This is a genomic window from Bacillus sp. B1-WWTP-T-0.5-Post-4 (assembly GCF_009183795.1).
GTDB classification, from domain to species: Bacteria; Bacillota; Bacilli; order Bacillales; family Bacillaceae_G; genus Bacillus_A; species Bacillus_A cereus.
Genome location: NZ_WEIJ01000002.1, coordinates 247,703 through 261,989, shown reverse-complemented (window position 1 = coordinate 261,989; position 14,287 = coordinate 247,703). Strand labels below are relative to the sequence as shown.

Genomic DNA, 14,287 nt, shown 5'->3' with positions numbered 1-14,287 from the left:
AAATTGAAAGCGTTCGCATGAAGGGGATGAACATAAATGAAAAAATTCGGATTGGCAACACAAATTTTTGTCGCGCTTGTTTTAGGGATTGTAGTAGGGGCAGTCTTTTATGGCAATAAAACGGCGATTTCTTATATCACACCAATTGGGGATATATTTATTCACTTAATTAAGATGATTGTAGTACCAATTGTTATTTCAGCATTAATTGTTGCAGTAGCTGGTGTAGGAGATATGAAGAAGCTTGGGAAACTGGGTGGTAAGACAATTCTTTATTTCGAAATTATTACGACGATTGCTATTTTAATGGGATTACTTGCAGCGAATATATTCCAACCAGGTACTGGCGTTGATATGAGTAATTTACAGCAAAGTGATATTTCTTCTTATAAACAAACTGCAGATGCAACAGAGAAGAAAGGTTTTGCTGAGACAATTGTTCACATTGTACCGAAAAACGTATTTGAATCGATTGCACAAGGTGACCTATTACCGATTATATTCTTCTCAGTACTATTCGGCTTAGGAGTTGCAGCAATTGGAGAAAAAGGAAAGCCAGTCTTTAACTTCTTTGAAGGTGTACTCGAAGCCATGTTTTGGGTTACAAATCAAGTTATGAAATTTGCACCATTTGGTGTATTCGCATTAATTGCCGTTACGGTTGCAAAATTTGGTGTAGCAACATTACTTCCGCTAGGAAAACTAGTGCTAGCTGTATACGTAACTGTTATACTATTCGTTGTGATTGTATTAGGTATTAATGCACGAATGGTTGGAGTAAACATTTTTACATTAATGAAAATTTTAAAAGAAGAACTGATTCTTTCGTTTACGACAGCAAGTTCAGAAGCTGTTTTACCTAATATAATGAGAAAAATGGAAGAGTTCGGTTGTCCAAAGGCAGTTGCCTCTTTCGTAATTCCGACAGGTTATACATTTAACTTGACTGGATCGGCTATTTATCAAGCGTTAGCGGCATTATTTGTTGCACAAATGTACGGTGTGCACATGTCACTAACGGAGCAAATAACGTTATTATTCGTTCTCATGTTAACATCCAAAGGTATGGCGGGAGTTCCAGGTGCATCGTTCGTTGTTGTATTAGCAACGTTAGGTTCGATGGGGCTACCACTAGAAGGTATCGCGTTAATTGCGGGAATTGACCGCATTTTAGATATGATTCGCTCATCTGTCAATGTATTAGGAAATGCATTAGCGGCCATTGTTATGTCGAAGTGGGAAGGCGAATTCGATAATGAGAAAGCAAAACAATATGTAGAAACAGTCAAAGAAACAAAAGCAGCATAAGAAATCGTTAAGGAGTGAATAATCATGGCAACATTAACTGAAGTTAAAAATGGTGTTCGAATTGAAAAAGATTTTTTAGGTGAAAAAGAAGTACCAAACTATGCATACTACGGCGTACAAACAATGCGTGCAGTTGAAAACTTCCCAATTACAGGATACAAAATCCATGAAGGCTTAATTAGAGCGTTCGCAATTGTAAAAAAAGCAGCAGCGCTTGCGAATACAGATGTAGGAAGATTGGAATTAAACAAGGGCGGTGTGATCGCAGAAGCTGCTCAAGAAATTCTTGATGGAAAATGGCATGATCATTTCATCGTAGATCCAATTCAGGGCGGAGCAGGTACTTCAATGAACATGAATGCAAATGAAGTCATTGCCAATCGTGCTCTTGAATTATTAGGAATGGAAAAGGGAGACTATCATTATATTAGTCCAAATAGTCATGTAAATATGGCCCAATCAACAAATGATGCATTCCCAACGGCGATTCATATCGCAACATTAAATGCATTAGAAGGCTTATTACAAACGATGGGTTATATGCATGATGTATTTGAATTAAAAGCAGAACAGTTTGACCATGTTATTAAAATGGGTCGTACACATTTACAAGATGCGGTGCCAATCCGTCTTGGACAAGAATTTAAAGCATACTCTCGCGTACTTGAACGTGATATGAAACGAATTCAACAATCGCGTCAACATTTATATGAAGTAAATATGGGGGCAACTGCAGTTGGTACAGGCTTAAATGCAGACCCAGAATATATTGAAGCAGTTGTAAAACATTTAGCTGCAATTAGTGAATTACCGCTTGTTGGTGCAGAAGATTTAGTAGATGCGACACAAAATACGGATGCTTATACTGAAGTATCTGCAGCGCTTAAAGTATGTATGATGAATATGTCTAAAATTGCAAATGACCTTCGCTTAATGGCATCAGGTCCACGTGTTGGTTTAGCGGAAATTATGTTACCAGCTCGTCAACCAGGTTCTTCTATTATGCCAGGGAAAGTAAACCCTGTTATGCCAGAAGTTATTAATCAAATTGCGTTCCAAGTAATAGGTAATGATCATACAATTTGCCTTGCTTCAGAAGCAGGACAATTAGAATTAAACGTGATGGAACCAGTACTTGTTTTCAACTTACTGCAATCGATTAGCATTATGAATAACGGTTTCCGTGCCTTTACAGATAATTGCTTAAAAGGAATTGAAGCGAATGAAGATCGCTTAAAAGAGTATGTTGAGAAAAGTGTAGGAATTATTACAGCCGTGAACCCTCATATCGGTTATGAAGCAGCAGCTCGCGTTGCGAAAGAAGCAATTGCAACAGGCCAATCCGTTCGAGAACTTTGTGTGAAAAATGGTGTATTGTCACAAGAAGACTTAGAGTTAATTCTAGATCCATTCGAGATGACACACCCAGGGATTGCAGGAGCAACTCTTTTAAAGAAAAATTAAAAGAAGAGGGGGGACAAGCCCCTCTTTTTTGTTTACAATATAGAAATGCTATATATGAATAGAGGTAGGGATGTTATGAGCAAGTTTACAGTAGCTTCTAATGGTGCATTAGAAACAACATTAAGAGGAGCAGAAGTATTATCAACACCACTTTTAAATAAAGGGGTAGCTTTCACACAAAATGAAAGAGAAGAGTTAGGTTTAAAAGGGTTATTACCGCCAGCGGTTTTAACGTTAGAAGAACAGGCACGCCGAGCATACGAACAATTTAGTTCTCAGCCGGATGATTTATTAAAGAATGTATACTTAACTGCGTTACATGATCGAAATGAAGTATTATTTTATCGTATATTAACAGATCATTTACGTGAAATGTTACCGATTGTATATACACCAACTGTCGGTGTAGCAATTCAAAGATATAGTCATGAATATCGTAAACCACGTGGTGTTTATTTATCAATTAACGATTCATCAGGTATCGAAGAAGCATTTACCAATATCGGTGCAACAGCTGAGAACATTGATTTAGTCGTTGTAACAGATGGAGAAGGCATATTAGGAATTGGTGACTGGGGCGTTGGTGGTATTAACATCGCAATCGGAAAATTAGCTGTTTACACTGCTGCAGTTGGAATCGATCCTAGTCGTGTATTACCAGTAATTTTAGATGTAGGTACAAACCGTGAGGAGCTATTAAACAATCCATTTTATATTGGAAATCGTCACCCTCGTATAACAGGTGAAGCTTACGATGAATTTATTGATACGTTTGTACAAGCGGTAAACAAACAATTCCCGAAAGCACTTTTACATTGGGAAGACTTTAGCTCTCGTAACGCACGAAAAATTTTAGATAAATATCGTCATGATGTTTGTACATTTAATGATGATATTCAAGGTACAGGTGCAGTTTCACTTGCGGCAGTATTATCGGCAGTGAAAGCTTCTGGTGTACCGCTAAGTGAACACCGCGTTGTTGTATTTGGTGCTGGTACGGCTGGAATCGGTATCGCAGATCAAGTTAGAGATGCGATGGTCCGCGTAGGCGTATCTGAAGAAGAATCATATAAGCGTTTCTGGTGTATTGATCGTAACGGGTTAGTTACAGATAATATGGAAGATCTTCTTGATTTCCAAATTCCGTACGCAAGAAAAGAAGCAGAAGTAAGTGAGTGGAAAGAAAATGATGTGATCGGACTTGCTGAAGTTGTGAAACATGTAAAACCGACAATTTTAATTGGTACATCTACTGTTGCAGGTGCATTTAAAGAAGAGATTATTAAAGAAATGGCTTCTCACGTAGAAAGACCAATCATTTTACCAATGTCGAATCCAACGCCACTTGCTGAAGCAAAACCAGCAGATTTAATCGAGTGGACAGAAGGAAGAGCGTTAGTTGCAACAGGAAGTCCATTTGAACCAGTTACATATAACGGTGTAACGTATGTGATTGGACAATCAAATAATGCACTTATTTTCCCAGGGCTTGGTCTTGGAACAATTGTAGTACGAGCAAGCGTCATGACGGATGGAATGTTCGCAGCGGCTGCTGAAGCAGTTGCAAGTATGGTAGATACAAGTCAGCCAGGAGCACCTATTTTACCAGAGGTCGAAGAATTACGTAATATCTCAGAAATGGTTGCAATTGAAGTAGCGAAAGTTGCAGTTGCAGAAGGTGTTGCAAGAGTGAACTTAAGTGATAACGATATCAAGATGGCAGTGCAAGAAGCAATGTGGAAGCCAGAGTATCGCCAAATAAAAGCGGTAGAAAAGGTTAGAATATAGAAAAAAAGCCCGTTTATAACAATAAGCGGGCTTTCACTTTTACTACTGAAAAAAAGTATAGGAAGTGTCACCTTTGAATTGGAATCAATTATGGAAGAAAGATATGTCCCTTTTAATTATATTAATGGTCGTTGTTCCGATTGCTGGGGAGCTGAACTTTCATCCCTTTAATGATACGTTTCGAGTTAGCTTCGGTACACCGCTATTCTTCTTTTTATTATTATTTTTAAGAAGAGTACCAGCAGGAGTTGCAGGTATTCTTGTTGGTATATCTGTAGTCTTATTCCGAGTATGTCTTGACTGGATCATGCAAGGTTCATTTCATATGACAGAATCATTTTATTTGCGTTATCCTGTGTTCTTCTATTATTTTATTTATGGCAGTTTTTTTTCGCTTTGTAGGGTAAATAAGTTCCATCAGAAACCAATCATTATTGGATGCCTTGGAATTTCAATTGAAATTGTTGCAAGTATGTCAGAACTTGCGTTTTATCACATGTTAGTACTAGGTACAACAATAACGATTTCTGAAGTGAATAAACTTATTATTATTGCTATTTTTCGTAGTTTCTTTGCACTTGGTTTTTTAAATATGATGAATTTATATGAAACGAAATTAAAAGAATCGCAAGTTCGAAAAGAAAATGAAAATATGTTAATGCATCTTTCTAATTTATATGTGGAATCTGTTCATTTGAAAAAGACGTTACAAAATGCGGAGTTAATTACACAAGAAGCATATCAACTATATCGAAATTTACAAGTAAGCGCTGATTCAAGTAGTAAAACAGCATTGAAAATAGCGGGGGAAGTGCATGAAATAAAAAAGGATAATCAAAGGATATTTGCAGGATTATCTAAACTGTTATTAGATAAAAATGTGGCTGAATATGTAGAAGGACATGAGTTAGCAGAGATGATTGTTAGAATAAACGAGAAGTATGCTGAAATGCTAGAAAAGGATATACGTTTTTCTAAACATATAGAAGGTGAGCATGCTGCATACCACGTGTATACAGTGCTATCAATTTTTAATAACTTAGTTGCAAATGCAGTTGAAGCAATTGAAGATAAAGGTTTCGTTATTATTAAGCTATATAAAAGAAATCAGCATATATTTTTTGAAGTAATTGACGATGGGCCTGGTATTACACAAAAGTATAAGAAATTAGTATTTAAGCCAGGATTTACTTCCAAGTATGATCAAACGGGAACACCGTCAACTGGTATTGGGCTTTCTTACATAAATGAAATGGTAACAGAGCTAGGCGGAGAAGTGAAATTAGAAGACCGAGAAAATAAAAGAGGATGTAAGTTTATCGTTTGTTTACCAGAGGATAGTTTAAAGCAGGAAGGGGAATAGATTTGTTTTATTATATCGTAGACGATGATGAAGTTTTCCGTTCGATGCTTTCGCAAATTATTGAAGATGGAGATCTTGGAGAAGTAATTGGTGAGGCGGATGACGGAGCTTTTATTGAAGCGGATCAACTAAATTTTAAAAAAGTAGATATTTTATTTATTGATTTGTTGATGCCGATGAGGGACGGAATTGAAACAGTTCGTCACATTGCGTCAACTTTCACGGGGAAAATCATTATGATTTCTCAAGTGGAATCGAAGCAGCTTATAGGTGAGGCATATACACTTGGTGTAGAATATTATATTACAAAACCATTAAACAAAATCGAAGTTGTATCTGTTGTACGCAAAGTGATGGAGCGTATTAGATTGGAGCGTTCTATACATGATATTCAAAAATCATTGAATAACGTGTTTCAGTGGGAAAAGCCGCAATTGCGTACTGAACCAGTGCAAGAAGGAAAAAAGATAGGGGATTTAGGGCGCTTTTTACTATCAGAACTCGGTATTGCCGGAGAGAATGGAAGTAAAGATTTACTTAGTATGCTGGAATATTTATATGGTCAAGAAAAGGCACAGACATTTGAGTTTGGCTTTCCTGCGTTAAAAGAAATTTTTCATCATATTACGATAAGGAAATTAGGGGATCTAGCTTTAGAGGTGGATATTGATAAAGAGAAAAAAGCGTCTGAACAAAGAGTACGTCGAGCTATTTATCAGTCGTTAAATCATTTGGCTTCTTTAGGATTAACAGACTTTTCAAATCCAAAATTTGAAAGCTATGCTCCAAAATTTTTCGATTTTACCGTAGTTAGAAAACGGATGACAGAAATGACGAAAGATGAACTCGCATCTTCTGGTCATACGCGAATTAATACGAAGAAGTTTATTCAAGTGTTGTATTTTGAGGCGAAGAGGTTGATGGAGATAGAGTGAAGAAGATGCTTATAAATAAGCATCTTCTTTTGTTAAATCAACATTTTATATTTTCTCGTGGAGCATGTAAAATGTTAAGTAAGAGAAAATGGTTTTATATTAAGGAAGTGTCAAAGCGATGAGTTTCACATTGAATAAATTGATTATTAAAGAAGTGTGCGGAGAGACCTCATATAAAAGAGGTGAAGCCTATTATAAATCAAATAAAGTGATAATAGATCATTACGATGAAAATAAAGAAATTTGTGAGGCGACAGTAAAAGGGAACGAGGATTTCCATGTTACAGTAGCAAAAGCCAAAAAGGGTGATGTTGTTGCAAAATGTAGTTGTCCTTCATTAGCGTCTTTTCAAACGTACTGTCAACATGTTGCAGCAGTATTAATACAAATAAACTATAATCAACAAACAGGTGGAATGAGCTCCACTAGTAGCAGAAATGATCAATTGACAAGTGGTATGTTTCAGCTGTTTGCAGACAAACCACTGAGGCCAAAAAGTAAACAACACCGTTTTGATACACGTGAAATATTAGATATTGAGTTTATATGTACACCAGTTGCTACGAGAAGTGGTGGGGCTCTTCTTGGGATTCAATTGAAACTTGCCAAAGTGTATTTCATAAATCATATTAGAGAATTTCTTTCTAAGGTGGAGAAAAGAGAGTCTTTTCATTGTTCAAATGAATTTACATATACACCAGATGTACATAGTTTTAAACAAGAAACGGATGCAATTATTCAGCAGCTCATTAAAATGTATCATAACGAAAAAATGTATGAAGATACGCTAGAAGTACATGCGAAACAAGATGAAAGTATGATATTTATACCACCAGCTTCATGGAAAGATATGCTCTTTTCACTTTCTAAAGCTGAATATGTACAGCTGAAACAAAATGAACAACTGTTTCAGGGATTACAAGTTTCAAAAGGGTTGTTGCCGTTACACTTTGAATTTACGAAGGGAAATAATGGCGGATTTACACTTCACATAGATGGTTTAAATCGTGTACAAGTTATGGATATGTATAACAATGCACTTTACGATGGGAAATTATATCACTTACACATTGAAGATTGTATGCGACTTATTGAATTACAAAAGATGATGAGTCGCTCAAATAGTAATCAGTTTTATATTCCAGAAAGTAAGATGGAACATTTCGTCGCGAAAGTTGTACCAGGATTAATGAAGCTCGGAACTGTACACATTGATGAAGTAATATCGGATCGTGTTGAAACACCTTCGCTAAAAGCGAAATTGTATTTAGACCGCGTGAAAAATCGCTTATTAGCAGGTCTTGAATTTCACTATGGGAACGTCATGATTAATCCGCTAGAAGAGGATGGACAGCCGTCTGTTTTTAATCGTGATGAGAAAAAAGAAAAAGAGATTTTAGACATTATGAGTGAAAGTGCTTTTGCAAAAACAGAAGGCGGTTACTTTATGCATAATGAAGAAGCTGAGTATAACTTTTTATATCACGTCGTGCCAACATTAAAAGGTTTAGTTGATATTTATGCGACAACAGCAATCAAATTGCGAATTAGTAAAGGGGATGCAGTTCCTCTTATTAGAGTGAGAAGAAAAGAAAGAATTGATTGGTTGTCATTTCGTTTTGATATAAAAGGAATACCAGAAGCAGAAATTAAAGGTGTATTAGCGGCCCTTGAAGAGAAACGTAAATATTATCGATTGGCGAATGGTTCGTTTTTATCGCTAGAGAGTAAAGAGTTTAATGAAATTAATCAGTTTATAAAAGAATCAGGTATTCGGAAAGAATTTTTACATGGAGAAGAGGTAAATGTTCCGCTTATTCGAAGTGTAAAATGGATGAACGGACTTCATGAAGGCAATGTTTTAAGTTTGGATGATTCTGTTCAAGAGTTAGTAGAAAACATTCAAAACCCGAAAAAATTAAAGTTTGCTGTGCCAAATACTTTAAATGCAGAAATGAGAAAGTATCAAGTATATGGGTTCGAATGGATGAAAACACTTGCTCATTACCGTTTTGGCGGTATTTTAGCAGATGATATGGGACTTGGAAAAACGTTGCAAAGCATTGCTTTTATAGATTCTGTTTTGCCTGAGATTCGAGAAAAGAAACTGCCTATATTAGTCGTTTCACCATCATCTCTTGTTTATAATTGGTTTAGTGAATTGAAAAAATTCGCCCCGCATATTAGAGCAGTTATTGCAGATGGAAACCAAGCAGAGCGCCGGAAAATTTTGAAAGATATAACGGAATTTGATGTCGTAATCACGTCATATCCATTACTGAGAAGAGATATAAGATTATATGCAAGACCATTTCATACACTATTTCTTGATGAAGCACAGGCGTTTAAAAACCCTACAACGCAAACGGCAAGAGCTGTGAAAACAATTCAAGCTGAATACCGTTTCGGACTAACTGGTACACCTGTAGAAAATTCATTAGAAGAGCTATGGTCTATCTTCCATGTCGTCTTCCCGGAATTATTACCAGGAAGAAAAGAGTTCGGTGATTTAAGGCGTGAAGATATAGCGAAGCGAGTGAAACCATTCGTATTAAGACGATTAAAAGGGGACGTATTAAATGAGTTGCCAGAGAAAATAGAGCACTTACAATCATCGGAGTTATTACCCGATCAAAAGAGTCTCTATGCTGCTTATTTAGCGAAGTTAAGGGAAGAAACGTTAAAGCATTTAGACAAAGACACGTTACGTAAAAATAAAATTAGAATTTTAGCTGGTTTAACGAGATTGCGACAAATTTGTTGTCATCCCGCTTTATTTGTTGATGATTACAAAGGAAGTTCAGCTAAATTTGAACAACTGTTAGAGATTTTAGAGGAATGTAGAAGTACAGGGAAGAGAATATTAATTTTTTCTCAATTTACGAAGATGCTTTCCATTATTGGTCGTGAGTTAAATCGACAAGCAATTCCATACTTTTATTTAGACGGGAGTACACCAGCGCAGGATCGTGTAGAGCTGTGCGATCGGTTTAACGAAGGAGAAGGAGATCTATTTCTCATTTCTTTAAAAGCTGGTGGTACCGGACTTAATTTAACTGGTGCAGATACAGTAATATTATATGATTTATGGTGGAATCCAGCTGTTGAACAACAAGCGGCCGATAGGGCGTATCGAATGGGACAAAAAAATACAGTGCAAGTTATAAAGCTAGTAGCCCACGGTACAATTGAGGAGAAAATGCATGAACTGCAAGAAAGTAAGAAAAATTTAATCGCTGAAGTGATTGAGCCGGGAGAAGAGAAATTGTCCTCAATCACAGAGGAAGAAATTCGAGATATTTTAATGATTTAATATAAAAAAGCTATGCCTTCAAATTTATGAGGGCATAGCTTTTTTGTTGTAATAATTATATTTTGTTTTGTACAAAGTAAAGAAATCAAATGTTATTTAAATTACTTCTTTGTACCTTTACTTTTGTATGGTTTGGCAGCTGCCTTTTTCTTTGCACTTGATTGCCAACGGTTCCATCCTTTACTTCCTGTACCTTGTCCTACACCTTTTTTCGGTTTTGCTTTCGTTTTACTCATATGATCACTCCGTTATATAAAAATCTTATTTGATAATAGTCAATGATTTAGAAAATACTCTTTATAAATGACTATGATTGCTTTAAGTAAAAATAAACTGCTTGAATGCTATAGTATAACATGAATTTGCAAGTAAACTGAAAGGAATTATAAAGAAAATGAAAATAATAAGAAATACTGCAGATTCTATATTCCGAACGATCACATTAATTGTTGTGTATACGTTAGTTTCGGTCAGTGAAACATTTTTTGGATTGACGAGGCAGAAAAAGTAAAGATGTTAAATTAACAACAATCAATAAAGCCGTAAAATAAAGAATTGAAAAATATTTTAAAACTTTTTGTTGACTTTCTTTATTTTTTGTATAGAATAATCATTAATAAAATGTTTCAGAGATGTGACAACAAAACGACTATGAAAGGACGAGTAGTAGTAGGACGTAGTTTAAGCGAGTCAGGGGTGGTGTGAGCCTGATACGAAGCCTATTATGAAGAACCTCCTGGAGTTGCTAACCGAAATCCTTTATAGGAAAGTAGACTTAGCCGGGAACTTCGCCGTTACAAGAAGAACAGTATCGAGATATTCCATCTCCGTATTGTATAAGTGAGCAACCTCTGTTGCTAATTTGGGTGGTACCGCGGAACCAAAGCCTTTCGTCCCAGTTTTTTGGGAAAGAAGGGCTTTTTTTGTTGGCTTCTTTTCACAACATCCAAACATTTTAGGAGGAAACCACCATGTATCAATCATTAATGACAGTAAGAGAGACTCAAATTGCAATTAAGGAAGTTAAAACATTTTTCGAGGACCAATTAGCAAAACGCCTTGAACTATTCCGCGTATCTGCACCATTATTCGTAACGAAAAAATCAGGATTAAACGATCACCTAAACGGTGTAGAACGTCCAATTGAATTTGATATGTTACATTCAGGAGAAGAATTAGAAATTGTTCATTCACTAGCGAAATGGAAACGATTTGCATTACATGAATACGGATATGAAGCTGGTGAAGGTTTATATACAAACATGAACGCGATTCGTCGTGATGAAGAACTTGATGCAACGCATTCCATTTATGTTGACCAATGGGATTGGGAAAAAATCGTTCAAAAAGAATGGCGTACTGTTGAATACTTACAAAAAACCGTACAAACAATTTATGGAATATTCAAAGATTTAGAAGATCACTTATTTGAAAAATATCCGTTCCTTGGAAAGTATTTACCGGAAGAAATTGTTTTCGTTACTTCTCAAGAATTAGAAGATAAATATCCAGAATTAACACCGAAAGATCGTGAACATGCAATTGCAAAAGAACACGGTGCAGTCTTCATTATCGGAATTGGTGATGCACTTCGTTCAGGTGAAAAGCATGACGGACGCGCAGCTGATTATGACGATTGGAAATTAAACGGTGACATTTTATTCTGGCACCCAGTACTACAATCTTCATTTGAGTTATCATCAATGGGAATTCGTGTTGATAGTAAATCACTTGATGAGCAGTTAACGAAAACTGGTGAAGACTTCAAACGTGAGTATGATTTCCATAAAGGTATACTAGAAGACGTACTACCATTAACAATCGGCGGTGGCATTGGACAATCAAGAATGTGCATGTACTTCTTACGTAAAGCACATATCGGTGAAGTTCAATCTTCTGTATGGCCTGACGATTTACGTGAAGCTTGCAAGAAAGAAAACATTCATCTGTTTTAATAGAAGTAAGGGAATAGCTTAAATATAGAGCTATTCCCTCTTTTTTATAAAACATTACTTATTTATTACCGAGTTCTTCTGCTAAACCGATTAAAATTCCTTCGACTCCACGAATGTAGCAGAGACGATACGAGTTCTCGTACTGAACTACTTCGCCAACGAGCTCTGCACCATGCTTAGTGAGTCTCGATACCATTTCGTCAATATCCTCGACAGTGAACATGACGCGTAGATAACCGAGGGCGTTTACAGGAGCTGTTCGGTGATCTGCTATAGTAGGAGGGGTGAGAAATCGCGAAAGTTCAATTCGGCTGTGGCCATCTGGAGTGACCATCATAGCAATCTCTACGCACTGAGAACCGAGTCCAGTTACGCGACCAGCCCATTCACCTTCGACATTTGCTCGACCTTCGAGATTCAAGCCAATCTCCTCAAAGAAAGAGATTGCGTTATCAAGGGATTCTACAACGATGCTGACATTGTCCATTCGTAGTAATTTGTTTTTTGCCATAGTCTTATCTCCTTATGTATAAAAGTTTATTATTTAATTATCCTCATAATTATACTACTAAGTAGTTACAAATTCCTTTCAGTCAAAAACACCTTGTCACAGTATAGGAAAATGTGACAAGGTGTTTTTTAATATATCATATAGCATCTTGTTAACGAATAGCTTTTTATTTAATAGGAAGGAAGTAGATTGATATGTTTTTTTTATAAGCGTTACTAAACATATCAAATTAGCTCATTTGCACGAAAGGCTCAATTTTCGCCATAAATGATTGATGCAGCGCCTCAACGCCTGTTACTAAATGAAGGCGGTCAATAACGACAGACACTTTAATTTCTGATGTACTTACCATTTTAATATGAATATCTTCTTCTTTTAAAGTAGTGAACATATTTGCAGCGACACCTGGGTTAGATACCATGCCAGATCCTACGATTGATACTTTTGCTAAGTGATTTTCATGTTCTACAGATTCGTAGTGAAGAGTTTCTTGATTTTGTTCCAATACTTCTAATGTTTCTCTTAAATCATTCGAGTGAATGGAGAAGGAGAGATGAACAGTTCCTTCATTTGTAATACTTTGAATGATGATATCTACATTAATATGTGCCGCTGCTAATGTAGAGAAAACAGTTGAAAGTGAACCTTGTTCTAATCCTTTCACTGTGATGCGTGTAATATTATCTTCAAATGCAATACCTTTAACGATTGATTGTTGTTCCATGTTACATTCTCCTTTTACAATTGTTCCGTTTTCTTGTTCCATACTTGAGCGAACTTCTAAAACTACGTTATGATTTTTAGCAAACTCAACAGCACGCGGGTGTAATACGCCAGCACCGAGGTTTGCAAGTTCTAACATTTCGTCATAAGAAATTTCATCTAATTTATAAGCATCTTTTACAACTCGTGGATCCGTCGTATATACGCCGGTCACATCTGTGTAAATATCACATTTTTTTGCGTTTAGTGCAGCAGCTAATGCGACAGCAGTTGTATCAGAACCGCCTCGTCCAAGCGTTGTAATTTCAAAATCTTCACTGACTCCTTGGAAACCAGCTACAATAACAATCGTACCTTCAGCAAGATAAGATTGAATACGATCTGTATGAATGTCAGTAATCCGTGCACTACTATGTACAGATTCTGTCGTAATACCAGCTTGCCACCCTGTTAATGAAATTGCATGATAGCCTTTTGCTTGCAGTGCCATTGTTAATAATGAAATAGTTACTTGTTCTCCTGTAGATAGAAGCATATCCATTTCACGTTTACTTGGATTTTCTGTGATAGCGTTAGCGAGTGCGACAAGTTCATCTGTGCTTTTTCCCATTGCTGAAACGACAGAGACAATGCTATGACCTCGTTCATATTCTTCAATAATTAAATTTGCTACATGTTGAATGCGTTCGACGCTTCCGACAGAAGTGCCACCAAATTTTTGAACAATTGTTTCCATTACAAATTCCTTCTTTCGTCTATTTTTAAGAATAGATTAGGAAATATATAAATCCCCAATACTCCTGTAGTTACCAGAAAGACAAACAAAAAACACCATCTCAAATAAGTGAGGATGGTGCTGTTACAGGAAAAGGGAAACAGAAAACGGAGCTAATAAAAAAACCGCCAAAAAAGGAATATCATAAAAAA

The 14,287-nt window shown here is 36.2% G+C and carries 10 protein-coding genes and 1 other annotated feature; of the genes, 7 read left to right on the top strand and 3 right to left on the bottom strand.

The genetic code is table 11. The features are described from left to right. Positions 1 to 36 precede the first annotated feature (36 nt). The 6 genes from GBN91_RS06895 (at position 37) to GBN91_RS06870 (ending at position 10,171) form a co-directional block, all read left to right on the top strand. A complete protein-coding gene (locus GBN91_RS06895; protein WP_000713293.1) occupies positions 37 to 1,308 on the top strand; it encodes a cation:dicarboxylate symporter family transporter in 1,272 nt (423 codons plus the stop codon). 24 nt (positions 1,309 to 1,332) lie between these two features. Beyond that, the gene (gene aspA, locus GBN91_RS06890) at positions 1,333 to 2,772 is read left to right on the top strand and encodes an aspartate ammonia-lyase (RefSeq protein WP_000224200.1); all 1,440 of its coding nucleotides are present in this window, start codon (positions 1,333 to 1,335) and stop codon (positions 2,770 to 2,772) included. Positions 2,773 to 2,847: 75 nt separating this feature from the next. Beyond that, positions 2,848 to 4,560, top strand: a complete 1,713-nt coding sequence (gene malS / locus GBN91_RS06885; RefSeq protein WP_002195357.1) for an oxaloacetate-decarboxylating malate dehydrogenase — start codon at positions 2,848 to 2,850, stop codon at positions 4,558 to 4,560. 64 nt (positions 4,561 to 4,624) lie between these two features. Further along, positions 4,625 to 5,923: a sensor histidine kinase gene (locus GBN91_RS06880; protein ID WP_002023846.1), complete on the top strand. Its 1,299-nt coding sequence runs from the start codon at positions 4,625 to 4,627 to the stop codon at positions 5,921 to 5,923. Between the two features lie 2 nt (positions 5,924 to 5,925). Further along, the gene (locus GBN91_RS06875) at positions 5,926 to 6,858 is read left to right on the top strand and encodes a response regulator (protein WP_152121352.1); all 933 of its coding nucleotides are present in this window, start codon (positions 5,926 to 5,928) and stop codon (positions 6,856 to 6,858) included. Between the two features lie 118 nt (positions 6,859 to 6,976). Then, positions 6,977 to 10,171, top strand: a complete 3,195-nt coding sequence (locus GBN91_RS06870; RefSeq protein WP_152121351.1) for a DEAD/DEAH box helicase — start codon at positions 6,977 to 6,979, stop codon at positions 10,169 to 10,171. Positions 10,172 to 10,272: 101 nt separating this feature from the next. Here GBN91_RS06870 and GBN91_RS06865 read toward each other — a convergent pair whose 3' ends face one another. Further along, positions 10,273 to 10,407: a DUF3934 domain-containing protein gene (locus tag GBN91_RS06865; protein ID WP_000047588.1), complete on the bottom strand. Its 135-nt coding sequence runs from the start codon at positions 10,405 to 10,407 to the stop codon at positions 10,273 to 10,275. A gap of 406 nt (positions 10,408 to 10,813) precedes the next feature. Next, positions 10,814 to 11,072, top strand: a binding site (T-box leader). A 70-nt stretch (positions 11,073 to 11,142) separates the two neighbouring features. Here GBN91_RS06865 and asnA point away from each other — a divergent pair. Next, on the top strand, positions 11,143 to 12,126 hold the full coding sequence (asnA, locus tag GBN91_RS06860; RefSeq protein WP_000284917.1) for an aspartate--ammonia ligase: 984 nt from the start codon (positions 11,143 to 11,145) through the stop codon (positions 12,124 to 12,126). 58 nt (positions 12,127 to 12,184) lie between these two features. Here the strand turns inward: asnA and GBN91_RS06855 are convergent, their stop codons facing one another. Both GBN91_RS06855 and GBN91_RS06850 read right to left on the bottom strand, forming a co-directional pair. Continuing rightward, the gene (locus GBN91_RS06855) at positions 12,185 to 12,637 is read right to left on the bottom strand and encodes a VOC family protein (protein ID WP_001107259.1); all 453 of its coding nucleotides are present in this window, start codon (positions 12,635 to 12,637) and stop codon (positions 12,185 to 12,187) included. 229 nt (positions 12,638 to 12,866) lie between these two features. After that, positions 12,867 to 14,096 (bottom strand): aspartate kinase, encoded by a 1,230-nt coding sequence (locus tag GBN91_RS06850; protein WP_000448039.1) that lies wholly within the window; start codon positions 14,094 to 14,096, stop codon positions 12,867 to 12,869. Between the last annotated feature and the right edge of the window lie 191 nt (positions 14,097 to 14,287).